The 20,149-nt window shown below is 46.2% G+C and carries 17 protein-coding genes; 16 read left to right on the top strand and 1 reads right to left on the bottom strand.

Going from position 1 to position 20,149, the window contains the following annotated elements; genetic code table 11:
* Window positions 1-251 precede the first annotated feature (251 nt).
* The 16 genes from puuE (at window position 252) to ACHUFZ_RS07420 (ending at window position 19,277) form a co-directional block, all read left to right on the top strand.
* On the top strand, window positions 252-1,175 hold the full coding sequence (gene puuE, locus ACHUFZ_RS07495; RefSeq protein ID WP_394126607.1) for an allantoinase PuuE: 924 nt from the start codon (window positions 252-254) through the stop codon (window positions 1,173-1,175).
* Between the two features lies 1 nt (window position 1,176).
* Entirely contained in the window at window positions 1,177-1,692 is a 516-nt protein-coding gene (gene uraD / locus ACHUFZ_RS07490; RefSeq protein WP_394126606.1) for a 2-oxo-4-hydroxy-4-carboxy-5-ureidoimidazoline decarboxylase, read from the top strand.
* 78 nt (window positions 1,693-1,770) lie between these two features.
* Entirely contained in the window at window positions 1,771-2,757 is a 987-nt protein-coding gene (gene alc, locus ACHUFZ_RS07485) for an allantoicase (protein ID WP_394126605.1), read from the top strand.
* A gap of 14 nt (window positions 2,758-2,771) precedes the next feature.
* The gene (locus ACHUFZ_RS07480) at window positions 2,772-3,323 is read left to right on the top strand and encodes an ureidoglycolate lyase (protein WP_394126604.1); all 552 of its coding nucleotides are present in this window, start codon (window positions 2,772-2,774) and stop codon (window positions 3,321-3,323) included.
* Window positions 3,324-3,346: 23 nt separating this feature from the next.
* Entirely contained in the window at window positions 3,347-4,627 is a 1,281-nt protein-coding gene (locus tag ACHUFZ_RS07475; protein WP_394126603.1) for a urate hydroxylase PuuD, read from the top strand.
* 144 nt (window positions 4,628-4,771) lie between these two features.
* The gene (locus tag ACHUFZ_RS07470; protein ID WP_394126602.1) at window positions 4,772-6,691 is read left to right on the top strand and encodes a methyl-accepting chemotaxis protein; all 1,920 of its coding nucleotides are present in this window, start codon (window positions 4,772-4,774) and stop codon (window positions 6,689-6,691) included.
* 107 nt (window positions 6,692-6,798) lie between these two features.
* Window positions 6,799-7,299 (top strand): putative pterin-binding protein, encoded by a 501-nt coding sequence (locus tag ACHUFZ_RS07465; RefSeq protein ID WP_394126601.1) that lies wholly within the window; start codon window positions 6,799-6,801, stop codon window positions 7,297-7,299.
* Window positions 7,292-9,424, top strand: coding sequence for an ATP-binding protein (locus ACHUFZ_RS07460; RefSeq protein ID WP_394126600.1), 2,133 nt, complete (start codon window positions 7,292-7,294; stop codon window positions 9,422-9,424). The genes ACHUFZ_RS07465 and ACHUFZ_RS07460 overlap by 8 nt, the downstream gene beginning before the upstream one ends.
* A 374-nt stretch (window positions 9,425-9,798) precedes the next feature.
* Complete coding sequence (locus ACHUFZ_RS07455; RefSeq protein ID WP_394126599.1) at window positions 9,799-11,091, top strand: carbohydrate porin; 1,293 nt, start codon at window positions 9,799-9,801, stop codon at window positions 11,089-11,091.
* 377 nt (window positions 11,092-11,468) lie between these two features.
* Window positions 11,469-12,464 carry a LacI family DNA-binding transcriptional regulator gene (locus tag ACHUFZ_RS07450; protein ID WP_394126598.1) on the top strand — a complete coding sequence of 332 codons (996 nt, stop codon included), beginning with the start codon at window positions 11,469-11,471 and terminating at the stop codon, window positions 12,462-12,464.
* A gap of 16 nt (window positions 12,465-12,480) precedes the next feature.
* On the top strand, window positions 12,481-13,725 hold the full coding sequence (locus tag ACHUFZ_RS07445) for an extracellular solute-binding protein (RefSeq protein WP_394126597.1): 1,245 nt from the start codon (window positions 12,481-12,483) through the stop codon (window positions 13,723-13,725).
* 62 nt (window positions 13,726-13,787) lie between these two features.
* Window positions 13,788-14,777, top strand: a complete 990-nt coding sequence (locus tag ACHUFZ_RS07440; protein WP_394126596.1) for a carbohydrate ABC transporter permease — start codon at window positions 13,788-13,790, stop codon at window positions 14,775-14,777.
* Window position 14,778: 1 nt separating this feature from the next.
* Window positions 14,779-15,660, top strand: a complete 882-nt coding sequence (locus tag ACHUFZ_RS07435; protein ID WP_394126595.1) for a carbohydrate ABC transporter permease — start codon at window positions 14,779-14,781, stop codon at window positions 15,658-15,660.
* A 14-nt stretch (window positions 15,661-15,674) separates the two neighbouring features.
* Window positions 15,675-17,024 carry a GH1 family beta-glucosidase gene (locus tag ACHUFZ_RS07430; RefSeq protein ID WP_394126594.1) on the top strand — a complete coding sequence of 450 codons (1,350 nt, stop codon included), beginning with the start codon at window positions 15,675-15,677 and terminating at the stop codon, window positions 17,022-17,024.
* Complete coding sequence (locus tag ACHUFZ_RS07425) at window positions 17,024-18,118, top strand: ABC transporter ATP-binding protein (RefSeq protein WP_394126593.1); 1,095 nt, start codon at window positions 17,024-17,026, stop codon at window positions 18,116-18,118. Before ACHUFZ_RS07430 ends, ACHUFZ_RS07425 begins: the two co-directional genes overlap by 1 nt.
* Before the next feature lie 142 nt (window positions 18,119-18,260).
* Window positions 18,261-19,277: a LacI family DNA-binding transcriptional regulator gene (locus tag ACHUFZ_RS07420; RefSeq protein WP_394126592.1), complete on the top strand. Its 1,017-nt coding sequence runs from the start codon at window positions 18,261-18,263 to the stop codon at window positions 19,275-19,277.
* A gap of 33 nt (window positions 19,278-19,310) precedes the next feature.
* Here the strand turns inward: ACHUFZ_RS07420 and ACHUFZ_RS07415 are convergent, their stop codons facing one another.
* Window positions 19,311-20,021 (bottom strand): hypothetical protein, encoded by a 711-nt coding sequence (locus ACHUFZ_RS07415; protein ID WP_394126591.1) that lies wholly within the window; start codon window positions 20,019-20,021, stop codon window positions 19,311-19,313.
* Between the last annotated feature and the right edge of the window lie 128 nt (window positions 20,022-20,149).

The following is a 20,149-nucleotide window of genomic DNA, read 5'->3' as shown; positions in this document are numbered from 1 at the left end:
CAAAATATCCATATAGTAAAGCGCGTTGTTATAAAAATGTTATTATTAAAAGTAGCAAAAAGTGAAATGTGTGACATCAAGCGAATCGAGAAAGATTAAGGCTTATTGGCTAAGTCTATGAAATATAAGGTTGTGTCTCGATAAAGTAACTTTAACAACAAAATCTTTACATTAAGATAATTTATTGTATACAATGAATGTATGAAATTAAAAAGACAGCTACGAATTGTCTTGGTTTAAGGAGAGCCTGAATGGATAAGGATTATTCACGAGATCTAATTGGCTATGGGGCGAATCCTCCTCACCCTAAATGGCCTGGTGGAGCTCGTATCGCCGTGTCGTTTGTATTGAATTATGAAGAGGGCGGAGAACGTTGCCTTCTGCATGGGGATGAAGAGTCTGAAGCCTTTCTATCTGAGATTCCAGCCGCACAGCCTATTAAAGGTGAGCGTCACATCAGTATGGAATCTATCTATGAATATGGTAGCCGCGCAGGTGTGTGGCGAGTTCTAAAACTGTTTGATGAGTATGAAATTCCTCTTACGGTTTTTGCTGTAGCGATGGCAATTGAGCGCCACCCAGACGTTGCACAAGCGATGGTACAAGCAGGTCATGAGATCTGTAGCCATGGTTATCGCTGGATTGATTACCAATACATGGATGAGTCACAAGAGCGTGACCATATGATGAAAGCGATTGAGATCATCAAAGAGATTACCGGTGAACGACCTTTAGGTTGGTACACAGGTCGAACTGGCCCGAATACTCGTCGGATTGTTGCGGAAGAAGGTGGCTTTCTATACGACTCGGATGCCTACGATGATGACTTGCCTTACTGGCACACCGAAACGGGTCAGCCACAGTTGGTGATCCCTTACACCTTAGACGTTAATGACATGCGCTTTGCTACGGTGCAGGGCTTCAACTCCGGTGAGCAGTTCTATCAATACCTTAAAGATACCTTCGATACGCTTTATGCCGAAGGTGAAACAGCGCCAAAAATGATGTCAGTTGGTTTGCACTGTCGCCTGATTGGTCGTCCGGGGCGTATCGCCTCACTGAAACGCTTTTTAGATTACGTAAAACAGCACGATGATGTTTGGCTATGTCGCCGTGTTGATATCGCTCGTCACTGGCACGAGAACCACCCATACACACCACAAGAGGAGAAATAATATGACTGAATTTCGTTTTTGCAAACCATCACAGATGGCACGTTCGGAATTTGTCTCTCACTTTGGTGATGTGTATGAGCATAGCCCATGGGTCGCAGAATCGGTCTACGATCAAGGGCTTAGCGACCAAGACAACTTTGTGGCTAACCTGCATTTAAGATTGGCGGAAACGCTGCTGGATGCGGAAAAGGCTAAGCAACTTGCACTTATTAATGCTCACCCTGATTTAGCAGGTCGAGCAGCAATCAATGGTGAACTCACAGCGGCATCGACTGCTGAACAGGCAGGAGCTGGTATCGATCAGTGCAGCGCTGAAGAGTTCGAAAAATTCACTACGTACAACGACAGTTACAAACAACGCTTCAACTTTCCCTTCATCATGGCAGTGAAAGGGGCCAATCGTTACCAAATTCTTGAATCGTTCGAGAAGCGATTAGGCAATGATAGTGACACTGAGTTTGCTACTGCGATCCAGGAAATCAACAAGATTGCCCTGTTTCGCTTACGAGATATGTAAGTCACGGAGAGGTCGACTGTCTCGTTTTAACACTACTACTCATTAACCTATTTTTGAATAATTGGAAGGATAAAGGAAATGTCCTTAGACTTTGAACAATACATTAACCTTGCTGACGATAAACTAGGCGCAGAAGCTATCTTCGCCACTGACGATTTCTTTGCTGATAAAAGCCGCCTACTGCGCCGTGAAGCGCCTGAGTGGAAAGACGATTTATACGATGATAACGGCAAATGGATGGATGGCTGGGAAAGCCGCCGTAAACGTGGTGAAGGCTACGATTACTGTGTGATTCGCCTTGGCCTTGCTGGCACCATTGCTGGCGTCGACATCGACACTTCTTTCTTTACCGGTAACTTCCCACCGTCAGCGTCAATCGATGCATGTTATTCACCAGACGGTGACCCAACGGATGCGACAGAGTGGCAAGAGATCCTGCCATCAATGAGCCTTCAAGGTGACCATCATCACCTAGAAGAAATTGTTAGCGAAGAAGTATTCACTCACTTACGTTTAAATATATACCCAGATGGTGGTGTGGCACGTCTACGTGTTTACGGTCGTCCGAGTGTGGATTGGGATCGTATTGACCCGCAGCAACAAGTTGACCTAGCTGCAGTAGAAAATGGTGGTCGCGCGCTAGCTTGTAGTGACGAGCACTATGGCAACAAATCAAACATCCTTGGTCCTGGCCGTGGTGAGAACATGGGTGACGGCTGGGAAACCGCGCGTCGCCGTACACCAGGTAACGACTGGGTGATTGTTGCGCTAGGTAACGCAGGTAACGTAGATCGCGTAGTGGTTGATACCGCGCACTTTAAAGGTAACTTCCCTGACAGCTGTTCAATTCAGGCAGCGTATGTGAAAGGTGGTACAGACGACCAAGTTGCAACGCAAAGCCTGTTCTGGCGTGAACTGCTACCTGCTCAGAAACTTAAAGCTCATGATATTCACGAGTTTGCCTCAGAGGTGAATGACCTAGGTGCAATCACGCACGTTCGTCTGAATATTTTCCCTGATGGTGGTATTAGCCGTCTGCGTTTGTTTGGCACAAAAGCGAAATAAGCGAGGGGACGATTATGAGCAATGGAATTCGCCGTATAGCAATCGAACCTTTAACCAAACAAGCTTTTGCTGAGTTTGGTGATGTGATTGAAGTCGATAACAGTGACTACTTCATGATCAACAATGGCTCGACTCGTCGTTATCACAAGCTGGCCAAGACGGATGTGCAAGATCAAGGTGGTGAAGCCATCATCAGCATCTTTCAAGCAACACCGCTTAGTTACCCGTTAACGATTTCAATGCTAGAACGTCATCCGCTAGGGTCACAGGCATTTGTTCCATTGCTTGGTCAACCGTATCTCATTGTTGTTGCTCCCAAAGGAGACAACCCATCACTGCAAAATTGCCGCGCGTTTTATAGCAATGGCCGCCAAGGTGTTAATTACCACAAAGGTGTTTGGCACCACCCAGTACTTGCGTTGACCGATCAAGACCAGTTCCTGATCGTTGACCGAGGTGGAGAGGGGCATAACTGTGATGAAGTCTTCTTTGAAGCCGATTTGGTTTCACTACACTTAGAAGATATTCCGGCGAGTAACAGACAGGAAGTAATGCTCTCTGAGTAGAGTGCTGTAAGAAGGAATTTATTATGGATCCACATATCACGGAGTGGTTGAACTTAGCGATTCGCTGGGTTCACATGATAGTTGGCATCGCATGGATTGGTGCTTCGTTTTACTTTGTTTGGCTAGAAAACAACTTGAATCGCGTCAATCCAAAAACGGGCCTATCGGGCGATCTTTGGGCGATTCACGGTGGTGGTATTTATCACCTAGAGAAGTACAAACTTGCGCCGCCAGAAATGCCAGAACACCTACATTGGTTTAAGTGGGAAGCATATTTCACTTGGATCACCGGTGTACTGCTACTGGGTGTGGTTTACTACCTCAACGCTGAGATTTACTTGATTGCGCCTGGCTCAGGTATGGAGCCGAGCACAGCGATTGCGATTGGTATTGGTGCCTTGGTTGCAGGCTGGTTTATCTACGACCTATTGTGTGACTCGCCATTAGGTAAGACGCCAATGCTATTAGGTGCGGTGCTATTCGTACTGTTAGTAGGCGCAACCTACGGTCTGTCTCAGGTGTTTAGTGGCCGTGGTGCTTACATTCATGTCGGTGCCATTATCGGTACCATCATGGTAGGTAACGTATTCCGAGTGATCATGCCTGCGCAGCGTAACTTGGTCAGTGCGATTGAAGAAGGTCGTGAACCTGATCCAGCGCTACCAGCGAAAGGTTTGCTACGCTCTCGTCACAACAACTATCTGACGCTACCCGTGCTGTTCATTATGATCAGTAACCATTTCCCAAGCACCTATGGTTCAGAATACAACTGGGCAATTCTTGCTGGCCTTGCGATCTTTAGTATCTTGGTTCGCCATTACTTTAATACTCGTCATGGTAGCCAGAAATTTGCTTGGACTGTTCCTGTGGCAGCACTGGGTATGATCACGCTTGCGTTTGTGACTTCGCCGTATGCTAACAGACCAGCCGCTCTAGTAGCGAAAGCGCCAGTCGCGGTTGAAGCGCCTGCGGAAACAGCGACACAAGCTACATCTACGGATAACGCTCAAGCTGCCAATACCTCTGAGCAACCAGCCGACGGTGGAGTGAACTTTGCGATCATCAATCAGGTGATTCAGGAACGCTGCTCAGTGTGTCACTCAGCAACTCCGACACATGCTGCCTTTGCTGCAGCACCTGCAGGGGTAATTCTTGATACGCCTCAGGAGATTCAAGCCAACAGTCCACGCATAGCGCAGACTGTCACTACCAAATATATGCCGCTTGGCAATATGACCCAAATGACTGACGACGAGCGCACGCTTATCGACAATTGGGTCCAACAAGGGGCGGCGATCAATTAATCGCCAACAACCTAATCCCGCTTATCGGACTGCAAACCCGGTAAGCGTGATTCATGCAAACGTGGTATTTCCCGCTATTTATCTCACGTGAGATCCCCCGGCCCCTGTTCCGGGGTTTTTTATGCCTCAAAGGAGTTTGAAGCTATGCGAAGTTCGTTAAGTATTCGACATAAAACGATGTTGGCGACCGTTGGCGCTGTGATTTTGGTTATTGCAGTACTGATCAGTATTACGGTTAGCCAAGGGCAAAAAATCATCTTAGATAAGACCTACTCTCAGCAAATGCCCGCAGCGTTAGGAGAGGTGAGCAACCAGATAAAACTGGAGCTGGAAAAACCACTGGTGGTGGCTGAGGTCATGTCGCAGCTATCATTACTGAAAAACTTTAACGGGCGACAGAGTGACAAGGTTGTCGCGCAGTTACAAAGCATCAAACAACAATTTAATGCCCTTACTGCCTTTTATGTGACCACAATAAACGATACCTACTATGTGCCTAATGGGGTACTGAAAACCATGTCGCAAAGCTCAGCAGACGATGCTTGGTTTTATGGTTTTCTTGGCAGCAATAAGTCGGTTGAACTCTCAATTGATGTTGATGAATCGACCGGGCTTGCCACCGTGTTTGTCAATCAAGTAGTGATGCATGAGGGCAAACGTATTGGTGTAACAGGGATTGGTTTGTCGCTGGAGAACTTAGGCCAAACAGTTGCTAATTTCTCGTTGGGGGAATCTGGGCGCTTAATGCTGGTGGATAACCAAGGCATTGTCAAAGTCCACTCAGATACTTCTATTGTAGGTAAGTCGTTGCAAGCAATCGGAATGGCTAATGTCAGCGAAAATGTGACTAACCTGAATGACATAGGATTGGAAATCAATGAAGTCGAGATTGACCAGCAAGCGATGTTAGTGGGCTTGATGAGTTTACCGCAACTTGGTTGGGTGTTGGTTTCAGTGCAACCAACCAGCGAAGTACTTGCAGAGATTAACCACTTTATTGAAACCATGACTTGGATAGGTGTGTCGATTGCCTTGCTGTTTGTTGCGGTCAGCGCCTACATGACCCACATCCTATTGAAGCCGTTATCAACCACGGCGGATCTGCTCCTTGATATTGGCAGTGGTGGAGGTGATTTGACTCAAAGACTCGATGAAAGCCGCAGTGATGAAGTAGGCAATATCGCTAAAGGTTACAACCAATTTGTTGCTTATATGGGGAATGTTCTACAAGAGATTGAAAGCTCTCGCCAAGCGTTGGTGAGCAGTATTGAATATATTGATCAGCAAGCGTCAGAAATGAAGCAGCAAATCCACGGTCAGGAACAGAACATCAATCAAGTGGCGACCGCGATTCATGAGATGAGCGCTAGCTCAGAAGAGATCGCCAACAATGCCAACCATACGTCCGATAACGTGCAGCAAACTACGTTAGAAGTGAAGAAGGGGCTTGAGTCGGTCAGTGACACCTTCAGCCATACCGAAGCAATGAGTCAGCAACTTGATCAAAGTAATCAGAGTATCGAGAAGCTCTCAAATGACATCAACGCGATCGATACTGTGCTGGATGTGATCAGTGGCGTTTCTGAGCAAACTAATTTGCTGGCCCTTAACGCGGCGATTGAAGCAGCCAGAGCGGGCGAACAGGGCAGAGGTTTTGCCGTGGTAGCGGATGAGGTGAGAACCTTGGCTTCTCGCACCCATGAGTCAGCCAGTGAAATTCGTACCATCATCGAAAACTTGCAAAGCCTGAGCAATACGGTCGTGAGTGAAGTAAGCCAAAGTCACAAGATAGGGCAAGATTGTTTAACCGCCGCGCAGTCTTCTGAACAACATTTGGCCTCGATTAATCGCATAGTGGAAGATATCCATCAGCTCAGTGCGCAAACCGCTACCGCGACCGGAGAGCAATCTCAGGTGATCAATGAAATTGCCCCGCACATTGAAAGCATTGCTGATGTTGCCCGCAGTAATACCGATATGGTGACGCAAACGTCGCAGCGCTGTATCAGCCTAAAAGAAAATGCAGATTCTCTCAGCCAGTTGGTGGCGAAGTTTAAGTTTTAGCTAGCAGAATATTCAGTTACAAATCGTCGTCTATACTGTGGAAAAGGGTGGTTGCAGTCATCTTGGCTACAACTACATAGTCAACTGTGACGAAAACTGGGTACTTTATGACTAGATTATTACGTGCTTTGTTGATGAGTTGCGCTGTTGTGTTAGCCAGTACAGCGCACGCGATCCCTTCCCCTCAAGGTGAGCCTATCTTATGGATTTCAGGCAAAATCTCTCAATCTAATTCGGAGTCAGGTGTAGAGATGGATGAGGCGATGGTACAAGGATTAGATAAGGGCACCATTCGTACCAATAACCATGTGATAGAGCAGGTCACAGAGTATTCTGGTCCGACGCTAATTAGCTTACTTGATTATGTTGGCGCAACTGGAACTCAGGTTAAAGTAACGGCGTGGGATGGATATGTTGCAACTATCCCTATCGCTGATATCAAAACCTATCAAGTTTTACTGGCGACTCACGAATCTGGTAAGCGAATGACCATCGATGATAAAGGGCCGTTTTTTATTGTTTTTCCGTTTAGCGATCGTCCAGAGCTGAAGAATGACTATTACTACAGCTTATCGATTTGGCAAATAAAGGACATTGTTGTTGAGTAAAGGTATCGAAGGCACAGATGGAGTCGCAGGGCGATTTTTTATCGGCGTCATTTCGGCGCTGTGCTTAGTCTTGATGGCAATGATTGTCTATTTCTTTTATTCGCTCTCTGAGATACGCAATATTCCCTCTCAGCCTTACGTAACCATCGTCAATAATAATCTAGCAGCAAAAAACAAATTGCTGCTATTGAAGTCTGCGGCCAACCAATTTGCACTGGCCCCAAGTTCCCAAGCGTTAGTGCGACTCAAGGTCAAAGCGAGAGTGTTTAGATCGAGCATTATGCAAGATCTCCGTTCGAAAGAGACTCAAAGGGTTCACAAGCAGTATGGGAACATCAATTCGTTGGCAGAGATTATTGCGGGCATAGAGCAAGCGTCGACGATGTTGCAAAAGGTCACTTTGGTGGATGAGCAGGTGTTAACGTCTGCGACGCAAAATTTGGATGCGGTGTATAAAGATTTAAATGAGTACTTGTCCGGCTTTATAACTGAAGTTCAAAAGCACCAATTGGAATTTAATAGGCACAAAGAAAACTTATACGCTAAACAGTACGTCAATCTTGCCATCATTCTAGTTTGCTCGCTGTTGATGATTGGGGTGATCTCTTGGATGTACCTCAACCAGAGTAAATTGAGTCGCGATCTAAAAGAGCGTTCTATTCGATTGGAAGAGGCCAAACAGCAAGCCGAAGAAAGCGCCAAAGCCAAAGCTCGCTTTCTTGCCAATATGTCACACGAAATGAGAACCCCGCTGAATGCGGTAATAGGGCTGAGCCAAAAAGAGTACTATCAAGAGTCGGATAAGCAGACTAAAGAGTTTATCTCAATGATTAATAACTCAGGTCAGCATCTACTGAAATTGATCAACAGTGTGTTGGATCTGAGCAAAATAGAGCAAGGCCAAGTTGCACTTGAAAAAGAAGAATTTAACGTAAGTGAGCTGATCAATTCATGTAAGAGTATTTTTGTTGAGACGAGCAAGCCTGAAGTGGACGTTTTTTTCCGCTCCGATCTCGATAAAGATTTCAAACTGTTTGCCGATCGAACCAAATTACTGCAAGTGATCAATAACTTGAGCTACAACGCGGTGAAGTTTACCAGTCACGGCCATGTGGATATTCATAGCGCTGTGACTCATGTTGGTGATCAGCGTTACTTGGTCATGACGATAACAGACACCGGTATTGGCATGAGCCAAGAACAAATCGCGAGAGTATTTAATGAGTTTACTCAAGCCGATGAATCCATAACCCGTTTATATGGTGGCACGGGTTTAGGCCTCTCTATCTGTCAATCCTTGGTTGATCTGATGAACGGGACTATCAGCGTAGAAAGTGAACTCGAAAAAGGTACTTGTTTTACGGTGACTGTTCCTGTGGATGTGGTGGATCAAGTCGATTTTGTTTCAGATCGTACACGGCAGACAAAAGTACAAGTGGTGACATCAAATCACTATGCCGAGCAGCTTATTACCTCCGATCTTAAGCGATTGAACCCGCAAGACGACTCAGAAATGGTGACCATCTACTATCAAAGCGAAAGGGATGAGTTCGTCGCACCAACCCTCCCTAAGGAAGAAGGGCACCCTGTTATCTATATTGGTGACGTACACAGCGTCAACCCCGAGATTAAGGACTGCATCAAGTTAACCAAACCTTATGATATTTTCTCACTGCTTCGCGCTATTGATAGGCTCAGCAATGATTATAGTGAGCCTGTCTTGGCGAGCAACAATGCTGATTTACAGGGGATATCGATTCTGATCGTCGAGGATATGAAGGTGAATCAGATTGTGGCTGAGAAAATGTTGTCCGTTTTAAATGTGAACACCACTCTGGCTTATAACGGCCAAGAGTGTTTGGACGCGCTTGAGTCTCAACATTTCGATATTATTCTGATGGATATTCAGATGCCGATTATGGATGGTATCGAAGCATTGAAACAGATAAAACAGCGACACTTAGCCCCGAATACAGCCATTATCGCGCTTACCGCCAATACCTTTGAAAGTGATGTCAGCTACTACCTTGAGCAAGGATTTGATGATGTGATTCCTAAACCTTTCCAACTCGACTGGATGAAGGGCATGCTGGAAAAGCACAGCGTTAAATCTCTCGCCTCTTAAAATTTCTCACTGAATCACCTACCTCTTCACCACTTCGTCGATGATTTTGTTCAAAAACTCACAAAGTAAATGAATGTTTTCATGATTATGAAATGTTTCATTGCTGATGCGATTTTAAGGCTCCAATTCCGTGATATTTTCGTGACAACTTTCGCTGATTTCCATGAAATGAAACCGATTTCAAATCGAATTTTTACGCGGTTTTACTTTTAATTTATTGATTGAAAACACATTTACTTGCTGTGTAATTATTGAACAGTTTCATGGGTTTTCGTACCAACGGTGGTTGTGAACCAGTCCGATATTTTCAGGCTTTTCATTGCTTATTATTTTTGCCGAAAGATAGCAAACCTAATAAATAATAGGGATATAACATGAAAAGCTTTAAAGTTTTACCAATCACCCTAGCAGTGGCCTCTTCGCTTGCAGCCGCTTCTGTCCTTGCCGACAACACGGATATCTCTGACCTAGAGCAGCGTATCCAAGAGCTCGAATCCAAGCTGGTTCAACTCGACTATACCGATGACCAACAACCAGCAGTGCTAACCCCTGAAACAGAAGTACCTTCAGGCATTATCTTCTCTGGTTACGCGCGTTATGGTGCGCATTACTCATCTGGCGATAACCGTTACGTAGAGGTGGGCAGCTCTGGTCGCTCATTGGGTCGTCTTGGTAATGAAGCTAATGGCGGTGAAGTGCAGTTAGCGAAGATATTCCAAGCGGATAACGGCGCTAAGTGGGACCTAGTCTTCATGGTCGACGACTGGAATAACGATCAGTGGGGATCATCGGGCGGCGTAAACCTGAAAAAAATGTACGCTGGTGTGACTAATGTATTTGAAAGCCAACCTGAACTCTACATGTGGGCTGGCCGCGACTTCCATCAACGTCCGCAACAAGGTTTGAACGATTACTTCTGGATGTCTCATGATGGTCAAGGCGCAGGCTTCAATAACTTTAATCTAGGTGGCGCAAAACTGGATATGGGCTTTGTTGGCGCCGTGGATAGTGAAGATGGTGCATTAGGTAACGACTCTGGCCGCTATGCGATTACCTCTAAGTTGCACGGCATTGATCTTGGGATTGGTAACCTAGATCTGTACGCCAACTACGGTTTCGCCTCTGATGAAGCGAACACGGGCACCGATCCAAACGTGAGTGATGAAACGGCATGGCAAGTGGGTGCGGTAATGGGGTTAGGCGCTTCAAACAAGTTGGTGATGAAATACGCCGACGGTGCGGATAACTCGGTGTTTGAGTTGCAAGGCGATGACTACAAAGTCACTTACGTCAGCTTAGAAGGTGGCTACACAGCATCTGAACAATTCATTATTGATTACTTGGTTTCATACAAAAACTTCTCTGGCACAGATACGGATGAGAAGAATGAGTACGCAGGTATTGTTCGACCGCAGTACCAATGGGATGAAGTCCATTCAACGTGGCTAGAAGCGGGTTACGCGATGGAAGACTTTGATGACGGCAGTGAAAAGAACGGTTGGAAAGTGACGCTATCGCAAAACGTTTCGCTAGGTGGCTTGCCTTGGAGTCGTCCAATGCTCCGCTTCTACACCACCGTGGGTGATGTGGAAACTAAAGGGCCAAGCACAACAACGGTAACAGCCGATACGGTCGCTGTGGGTGCCATGTTCGAAGCGTGGTGGTAATCAACTCTAGTAATACTGTCTATTTTTCTGCTAGCGGTAAGGCAGTGAAGCCGCTAGCCAGATTATGATTAACTCCAAATCATTTGAGCCGCATTGATGCGGCTCTTTTTTGTTTCTGAAACCAATCCCTCCCTCCATTTCATCGATTCGTAAAATATCTCTTTCTGGTTAGGCTTTAATCATTTCATGAAACAGTTTCATGGCACCATGTGAAACTTCCCCTTGGTTCATTGTTTGGTAAATCAGGCCAAATAAGGCGCGGTTGAGTGTGATTACTCTCACGCTACTCACTAAGCAAATCATCAATACTAGCTCCATGAAAGCGGTTTCTATTGAAGAAATCGGCTTTGAATGCAGGCAGTAGTCGAGGTGTATAAGTGGCCACAATTAAAGATGTTTCTGAGTATGCAGGTGTCTCTCAAGCGACCGTATCACGCGTGATTAACGGTACCAGCCGAGTCAGTCATGATAAGAAGCTCAAAGTGGAAAAAGCCATACAAGTTCTCGGCTATCGCCCAAATGCAATTGCACAAGCTCTGGCTTCTAGCCGTACCGGAAGTATTGGCATCATCGTGCCTGAGCTGGGTGGCCCGTTTTATTCTGGGATTCTACACAGCATCGAAAACAGATTACGCCGATTAGGCTATCACGTGGTGGTAACAGCAGGTTCCAATACAGAACAAGGGCAGAGAGAGTCAGTTGAGTTTCTGCTAGGTCGCCGAGTAGATGCGATGATTTTGCATACTCAGCACCTAACTGATGATTACTTAACAGACCTTGAAGCGAAAGGCGTGGCATTGGTTTTGGTCAATCGATTTGTCCCAGAGCTTGCGCAAAATTGCATTGAAATAGACAACGAGTTTGGGGGCCAGTTAGCGACTGAACATTTGTTGCGAATGGGGCATCGCAACATCGCATGTATTACCGGCCCTCTGGATAAATCCGATGCTCGGGGGCGTCTGCAAGGTTATCGCAAAGCATTAGAAGCGGCCGATATCTTGTTCGACGAAGCATTGGTTTCAGAGGCCGGTTTTACCGAGGAATCGGGGGTGAGCGCGATGCGAAAATTGCTCAAACGCGATTGTTCATTTACCGCTGTGTTTGCCTGTAACGATCACATGGCATTCGGAGCGTTTGAAGTGCTCAAAGAGGAAGGAATTAGCGTGCCGGAACAGGTTTCATTGATGGGGTTCGATGACATCTTGTTCGCGCGCTACATATCGCCACCGTTAAGCACGGTGAACTTCCCCATTGAACAAATGAGTGCTGAAGCCGTTCAACTGGTCATTCAAATACTCAATAAAAACAAACGAGACGTGAGCTTTAAATTGTCACCGACTTTGGTGCCTCGAAGCTCTGTGAAACAACTCTAAATTTAAGGACAATAAGATGAAATTAAAAACATTGACGCTTGCTACTGTGACGGCGCTTGGAGTCGCATCCACAGTCAACGCTGCTCACTCTGAGATTCGCTTTGATGGTTTCCCTGATTTTGACAGCAGCTTGAAAGTGCTGCTTCCTGACTTTGAAAAAGAGACAGGCATTAAGGTTGATTACCTAATGAACAACCACGGGGACCACCATACGAAGCTGACCACCAACTTAGCAACGGGTTCTGGCGCAGGTGACGTCATTGTTGTTGATGTAGAGAAAATTGGTCCGTTTGTAGCATCTGGCGGTTTGGTCAACCTGTCTGAGAACTACGGTGCAGACAAATACGCAGAAAGTTTTGCACCTTACGCATGGGCGCAAGGTAAAGGGGCTGACGGTGATGTTTACGGCATGCCTGTCGACCTAGGTCCGGGTGTAATGTACTACCGTACAGACGTGTTCGAAAAAGCCGGTATCGACTTAAATGAAGCAATCAAAGATTGGGATTCATACATTAAAGCCGGTGAAGAACTGAAGAAGAAAGATGTCTACCTGATTGCTTCAGCAGCGGATGTGGCGCAAGCGATCATCTTCACGACAGTACCTGAAGGTGAAGGTCTGTACTTCGATAAAGATGGTAACCCAGTGGTGACTTCAGAGCGTTTTGTCCATGCATTTGAAGTAGCCAAAGAGATTCGTGACAAAGGCTTAGATGCGCGAATCTTAGCGTGGTCAAACGAATGGTATGAAGGTTTCCGTAACGGTACGTTCGCAACTCAGCTATCTGGTGCATGGTTACTTGGCCACCTAAATAACTGGATTGCACCAGAGACTGCAGGTAGCTGGGGCGTGTCTCACCTACCTGATGGTATCTACGGCAGCTGGGGTGGCTCATTCCTATCGATCCCAACCCAATCTAAACACCAAGATGAAGCGTGGAAGCTGATCGAATACATGACAACCAAGCGTGATATTCAGCTTAAACACTTTGAAACTATCGCTGCATTCCCTGCAAACACAACCACTTATGACGATGAGCTGTTCCAAGAAGAAGTGGCATTCCTTGGTGGTCAAAAGGCACGTCTACTGTTTGCTGACGTAGCGAAAAACATCAAGCCAGTTGCACCAGCGAAAGGTGACCACGTTGCACGTTCTATTATTTTAGAGAATGCGCTAATGGAAGTACTGGATGAAGGCAAAGATATCAAAACTGCGCTGAAAGAGGCGGAGCGAATGATCAAACGCCGTACTCGTAATCTTTAATTGGCTCGTAATTTGGTAAGGGAGGAAGGCGAGTTTCGCCTTCCTAACTAGAGGTCGTTACTATGAATCATGCAGCGAGCAAGATTATGGACACATCCGAGAGCAAAAGCCTTTTTTCTCGTCTGAGTTTGAAAGCGCTTACACCGTATGGATTCCTACTTCCGTTTCTGATTATTTTTTCTGTATTTGGGATTTTCCCACTACTGTTTTCAATCTTTCTGTCGTTTCATGAGTGGAACCCAGTCGAAGGTTTAGGTGCGATGGATTATGTGGGGTTAGAGAACTACCACATTGCACTGACTGACCCGTGGCTGTGGCGTTCACTGAAAAACACCCTATGGCTAGCGATTACATCGGGCGTCGCTCAGCACTTGGTTGCGTTGCCTGTCGCTTACATTTTGGTGTCAATGAGTGACCGTTTCCGCCATTGGCTGACATCGGCTTACTTCTTGCCGTTTATCACGTCGACGGTCGCAGCATCACTGATCTTCTTCAACATGTACTCGCCGAACTCAGGCATCATCAACCAGACCTTAATCGCGCTGGCAGATAGCACCTTGTTTGGTTGGGCGTTTGGCTGGGTGAATGACTTTCAGCCAATCCGCTGGCTAGATGATGCGACTATGGTCAAACCGTCTATCGCCATCATGGTGTTCTGGAAATACACCGGTTTCAACATCGTGTTGTACACCACGGGCTTGATGACCATTCCTAAAGACATTCTTGAAGCGGCACGAATGGATGGTGCAAATGCGTGGCGCCGTTTCTGGAGCATCTCATTGCCAATGATTCGTCCGTTTATCTTCTTCGCTGTGACCATGACCATCATCGGTAACTTACAGCTGTTTGAAGAACCGTTCGTTTTGACTCGTGGTACTGGTGGTACAGGTCAATCAGGTCTAACGATTTCAATGTATCTCTACAAAGTGGGTTGGGAGTGGTTAGAAATGGGCACAGCATCGGCTATCTCTTGGCTGCTATTTATGCTGATTGCAGGCTGTACTGCGGTGCAATTCTTCTTCTTCGGTAAAAAAGGTTTGGGGGAGCAATAAGATGACCACTCAACACGTAATGTCTCCTCGCTGGCGCCCAAGTGATCGCAGCATTGAAATCTTTACCAAGCTAATGATGGCGTTGCTTGCCGTAGTGCTGATTGTTTCGGCCATCATGACGGTGTTCCCGTTTCTATGGTCGGCGCTACTGTCTACTCGTGATCGCACTGAAATCTTTGGTACGGGCATCAGCTTCGCGATTGGTGATAGCTTAGCTATTAACTACGCTAAGTTGCTCGAAATCATGCCGTTTTGGCAAGCGATGTTTAACTCTATCTACATTGCGTTTCTAGGTACAGCCATCTCGCTGCTGTTCTGTAGCATGGGTGGCTACGCCTTTGCAGTATACAAGTTCAAGGGCAAAACGTTTCTGTTCGGCATGTTAGTTGGTTCGATGATGATCCCGCCGGTGCTGAGTCTGATCCCTTACTTCATGATCGTGAAGTTCCTAGGCTTGCTCGATAACCATCTCGCAGTTTGGCTACCGTTCACCACGACGCCGTTTGGTATTTTCTTAATGCGTCAGCATGTGGTGGCTTCGATTCCTAAAGAGCTACTGGAAGCGGCAAAACTGGATGGGGCAGGTGAGTTCAGAACCTACTGGAGTGTGGTGCTTCCGCTGATGAAACCCGCTCTAGCAACGCTTGCTATCGTTCAATTCGTCTTCTTCTGGAACATGTTTATGCAGCCGTTAGTGGTGCTAACAACCCCAGACAACTATGTGATTACTCAGGCACTGCGTAGCGTGCAAGGCATACCAAATACTCCTTGGGGAGCGGTGATGCTAGGTACGACTATTTCGATTCTTCCGCTGGTAATTACTTACTTATTCGCTTCAAAACAAATGATTAGTGGCCTGACGTCAGGCGCAGTAAAAGGCTAAAAGGTTTAATAACAATGAATAAATTCCAACTTCCTACAGACTCAAAATTACGTAGCCCAGAATTCTTATTTGGCGTTGCCACTTCTTCTTACCAAATTGAGGGCGGCGCGCAGCTTGGCGGTCGTACTCCTTCTATTTGGGATACCTTCTGTAACAAGCCAGGTGCGGTAGACAACATGGACAACGGCGACGTTGCTTGTGACCACTTCCACCTTTGGAAGCAAGACATCGAGATGATCAAAGGTCTTGGTGTAGATGCTTACCGTCTGTCGATGGCGTGGCCTCGCATCATTCCACACGATGGTCAGGTTAACCAAGAGGGCCTTAAGTTTTACGAGCAAATCATTGACGAGTGCCATGCTCAAGGCTTGAAAGTGTTTGTGACTCTGTATCACTGGGACTTGCCACAATACCTTGAAGATAAAGGCGGCTGGTTAAATCGTGAAACCGCTTACAAGTTTGAAGAGTACGCTAAGGTCGTGAGTACTTACTTTGGCGATAAGATTGATTCGTACGCAACCTTGAACGAACCGTTCTGCTCATCTTACTTAGGTTACCGTTGGGGTATGCACGCACCGGGTATTAAAGGTGAGCGTGAGGGCTTCTTGTCAGCGCACCACCTAATGCTGGCACACGGTTTGGCGATTCCACACATGCGTAAAAACGCACCGAATGCGATGCATGGTTGTGTGTTTAATGCGACACCAGCTTACCCACTGACGGATGCAGATATTGGTGCGGCTGAGTACAGCGATGCAGAGGGCTTCCACTGGTTTATGGACCCGGTGTTAAAAGGTGAATACCCGCAGTTGGTTCTAGAGCGTCAAGCGCACAATATGCCAATGATCCTTGAAGGTGACCTAGACATTATTCGCACAGACTTAGACTTCATTGGCGTGAACTTCTACACCCGCTGTGTGGTTCGCTTTGATGAAAACGGTGAGATCAAAGATGTGCCTCAGCCTGCTAATGAGCACACCTTCATTGGTTGGGAAATTTACCCACAAGCATTGACTGATCTGCTACTACGCTTACATGACCGTTATGACAACCTACCGCCGCTGTACATTACTGAAAATGGCGCAGCCGGTGAAGATGACTGCATCAATGGCGAAGTGAATGACACGCAGCGTGTTAACTACTTCCAAGCTCACCTAGAGTCAGTTGATAAAGCAATCAAAGCAGGTGTAGACGTACAAGGTTACTTTGCGTGGAGTTTAATGGATAACTTTGAGTGGGCGTATGGTTACAAACAGCGTTTCGGTATTGTTCACGTGGACTACGAAACCCAGCAGCGCACGCTTAAACAAAGTGCAATCGCATACCGCAACATGCTGCTAGAGCGCCGAGAGGAGAACCAGTAATGGCAAAAGTTGAGTTTAAGAACATCAAAAAATCCTACGATGATGTGGAAGTGGTTAAACACTTCGACTTTACGGTCAACGATGGTGAGTTCGTGGTTTTTCTTGGCCCATCAGGCTGCGGTAAATCGACGACGCTGCGCATGCTAGCGGGCCTAGAGAGCATCACTTCAGGCGAGATTTTCGTTGGCGAGAAGCTGATGAACAAAATCGACGCCAAAGACCGTGATTTAGCAATGGTGTTCCAAAGCTATGCCCTTTACCCGCACATGACGGTGTATGAAAACATTGCCTTTGCGCTCAAACTTAAGGGCATGCCAAAAGATCAAATCGATACAGAGGTGCGTAAAGCGGCAAAAATGCTAGAGCTTGACCCGCTGCTTGCTCGTAAACCGAAAGAGCTATCAGGTGGTCAACGCCAACGTGTGGCAATGGGACGTGCGATGGTGCGTACACCAAAAGTGTTCCTGTTTGATGAGCCGTTATCGAACCTTGATGCAAAACTGCGTGGTACGATGCGTGAAGAGATCAAACAGCTGCACAGAGAGCTTCAAACCACTACGATCTACGTAACGCACGACCAAATCGAAGCAATGACCCTTGCTGACCGCATTGTGATTCTCAAAGATGGTTATGTGGCGCAAGTAGGCACGCCAACAGAGGTGTTCCAACAACCAGCGAACAAGTTTGTCGCTCAGTTTATTGGTAACCCATCAATGAATATGCTCGATGCACAGCTGGTGGGCGAAGAAGGCAACTGGCACGTTGAGCTAGGCGATACTCGTATCCCGCTGCCAGAGCGCTTCCATGCCCATGCATCTAAGAACCTTGCGCTGCACTTTGGTGTGCGCCCGACTGACATTCATTTGCGTGCTGAACAAGTGGATCATGAGCGAGTGCTGCCGTTCCCGGTCAAAATCAAAGATAAGGAACTGCTGGGGGCAAGCATTTTGCTGAAAACCGAGATTGCAGGTCAATCTTTGATGGTTGAAACGCAAGCCGCAGAAGTGGATGTGAATGAACTGACGCTTTACTTAGATCTGGATGCGATTCATTTATTCGATGCCATGAGCGAGAAATCACTGGCGACGTTTTAATCGTTAACTCTCACCCCCTAGGTAAGTCAGTGCAATTGGGCGCTGGCTTACCTCTTCAGCTCTCAGTTTCAATCAACGTCGGTTGAGCTCTATAAGAGGAGTTTCTATAGTCGATGTTTCGCTTGTTTAATTGGCAGTTTCTATGACGACCAAAAAGAAAAAAAAACCTTCCATCTATGATGTCGCCAAGCTCGCCGGTGTTTCACCTAGCACTGTCTCTCGCTTTCTAAATCGCACCACTTACGTGTCCGATGAAAAAACCAACAACATAGAGAAAGCGATCAAAACTCTGGGCTACAAACCCAACTACACCATGAACCAAGGTACCAATACTCGCTCAATGACCATTGGCGTCTTGGTGCAAAACCCAGAAAGTCCGCACACCAGCCGTATTCTTAATGATATGGAGAAGGTGTTCAGTGCGCAGGGCTACTCCTTGGTGATAGCCACCGGACATTGGAAAAACAAACTCGAATCCCATGCGCTTGAATACCTCGCTAAGAGTAATGTCGATGGCGTGATCATTGTGACCGGCAGCCTGACTGAGCAACAAATCCTCGACTACGCTGAGAACATTCCGGTAGTGGCGGTTGGCTATGACGTGATTGGTGAACGAGTGCGTTGTATTAACATCGACAACGTGCTCGGCGGTTATATGGCAACTCTGCATTTGCTGCAACAGGGCCATCTAAACATTGCTCATATTAAAGGTTTGCTTAACCAGCCGGATGCAGTGGCCCGCTTCGTCGGCTATAAAAATGCGCTGCAAGAAGCAGGGATTAAGGTTCAACCTAAGTTAATCAAGCAAGGTGATTTTAGTAGTGAATGCGGCTATGAGCTAACCACAGAATTGATTGAGTCAAAAAACCATTTTAGCGCCATCTTTGCCGCCAATGATCAAACGGCTTATGGAGCCATTAAAGCGTTGCATGACCACGGTTATCGAGTGCCTGAAGATGTTTCGGTAGTTGGGTTTGATGACTTGCCAACCTCTTTCTATTTCACGCCTGCATTAACCACCATGCGCCAACCCGTAGAAGAGGTTGGGGTCGTGTGCGCGGAATCAATTCTTAATCTTCTAAGTGGCGAAAGACATGATGTTCGCCTGCCACCAATTGAGCTGATTGTCAGGCAGTCGACCAAGTCGATTTATCGATAGTTTGTATCAACCTCATCAGAGTTTTCGTTCTGTCTAGAAATCAAACGTGAGGTTGAAATCAATCGTGTTGTATTCTGGTGCGTCAAAATAGTAGTTATAGGAAACGGTCGGTTTGACTCCGAACATAGAGATGGTGAAGCCAGGACTCAAATAATGAGAGTAGCTATTATCGCCATAATAGTGAGGCTGACAAACTAGAAACTTTTCTGAATGAGGCGTCCATTTTTTGTAATGTGTCATTTGATGAGTGTAAGAGAGAGATAGAGATAGCCAATCATTCACGTCATAAAAACTACCTAGCGTTTTATCTAAGGAGATGCTTTTAGCTCTTAAATAATTTAACTCTCGATCTATATATTGAACGGTAAAGTCGGTATAGAAAACAGCATCTTCCCAAGCAAAAGCGCTAAACAGTCCAGATTTGTACACTTCCACATTGTCTAAATTACCACCCGAAGCAACGGTGACTTCGTTGTAGATGAGATCTGCAACAATAAATGAATATCCAATGCCTAGTTCTCCAAAATGATCGCTATCGTATTGCCCGAAGACACGCCAAGTCTCGTTGAAGTTATGCGAACCATAGAGTGTGTAGGTCAGCTCGTTATCATTGTTTTGCTCAAGGTAGTTTTCTTTACTTATAGAAACTCTAAACGTATCACCGACGTAATCAACGACATCTTGCCAATCAGCATGTGCAGTAAGAGGGAAACAAAGTAGTGCGAGAGTGTGTATTTTATTCATGTTGAAACCGTATCTAGATCTCTATCCATGAGAGCTGTTGTTTATTGATGAAGATGATATGAATTAGAGAGTAATTAGAATATTGAGTTAATTGAAAAAGCCTATTAAGAGTGACTTAATAGGCTTTA

It is taken from the genome of Vibrio hepatarius (assembly GCF_043642085.1).
GTDB classification, from domain to species: Bacteria; Pseudomonadota; Gammaproteobacteria; order Enterobacterales; family Vibrionaceae; genus Vibrio; species Vibrio hepatarius_C.
The sequence above is the reverse complement of the archived record's forward strand: the minus strand, read 5'-3'. Positions and strand labels throughout refer to the sequence as shown.

Excerpts from the sequence above, each read along its gene's own strand:
- puuE (WP_394126607.1), top strand. The coding sequence starts at position 252 with ATGGATAAGGATTATTCACGAGATCTAATTGGCTATGGGGCGAATCCT.
- uraD (WP_394126606.1), top strand. The coding sequence starts at position 1,177 with ATGACTGAATTTCGTTTTTGCAAACCATCACAGATGGCACGTTCGGAA.
- alc (WP_394126605.1), top strand. The coding sequence starts at position 1,771 with ATGTCCTTAGACTTTGAACAATACATTAACCTTGCTGACGATAAACTA.
- ACHUFZ_RS07480 (WP_394126604.1), top strand. The coding sequence starts at position 2,772 with ATGAGCAATGGAATTCGCCGTATAGCAATCGAACCTTTAACCAAACAA.
- ACHUFZ_RS07475 (WP_394126603.1), top strand. The coding sequence starts at position 3,347 with ATGGATCCACATATCACGGAGTGGTTGAACTTAGCGATTCGCTGGGTT.
- ACHUFZ_RS07470 (WP_394126602.1), top strand. The coding sequence starts at position 4,772 with ATGCGAAGTTCGTTAAGTATTCGACATAAAACGATGTTGGCGACCGTT.
- ACHUFZ_RS07465 (WP_394126601.1), top strand. The coding sequence starts at position 6,799 with ATGACTAGATTATTACGTGCTTTGTTGATGAGTTGCGCTGTTGTGTTA.
- ACHUFZ_RS07455 (WP_394126599.1), top strand. The coding sequence starts at position 9,799 with ATGAAAAGCTTTAAAGTTTTACCAATCACCCTAGCAGTGGCCTCTTCG.
- ACHUFZ_RS07445 (WP_394126597.1), top strand. The coding sequence starts at position 12,481 with ATGAAATTAAAAACATTGACGCTTGCTACTGTGACGGCGCTTGGAGTC.
- ACHUFZ_RS07440 (WP_394126596.1), top strand. The coding sequence starts at position 13,788 with ATGAATCATGCAGCGAGCAAGATTATGGACACATCCGAGAGCAAAAGC.
- ACHUFZ_RS07435 (WP_394126595.1), top strand. The coding sequence starts at position 14,779 with ATGACCACTCAACACGTAATGTCTCCTCGCTGGCGCCCAAGTGATCGC.
- ACHUFZ_RS07430 (WP_394126594.1), top strand. The coding sequence starts at position 15,675 with ATGAATAAATTCCAACTTCCTACAGACTCAAAATTACGTAGCCCAGAA.
- ACHUFZ_RS07425 (WP_394126593.1), top strand. The coding sequence starts at position 17,024 with ATGGCAAAAGTTGAGTTTAAGAACATCAAAAAATCCTACGATGATGTG.
- ACHUFZ_RS07420 (WP_394126592.1), top strand. The coding sequence starts at position 18,261 with ATGACGACCAAAAAGAAAAAAAAACCTTCCATCTATGATGTCGCCAAG.
- ACHUFZ_RS07415 (WP_394126591.1), bottom strand. The coding sequence starts at position 20,021 with ATGAATAAAATACACACTCTCGCACTACTTTGTTTCCCTCTTACTGCA.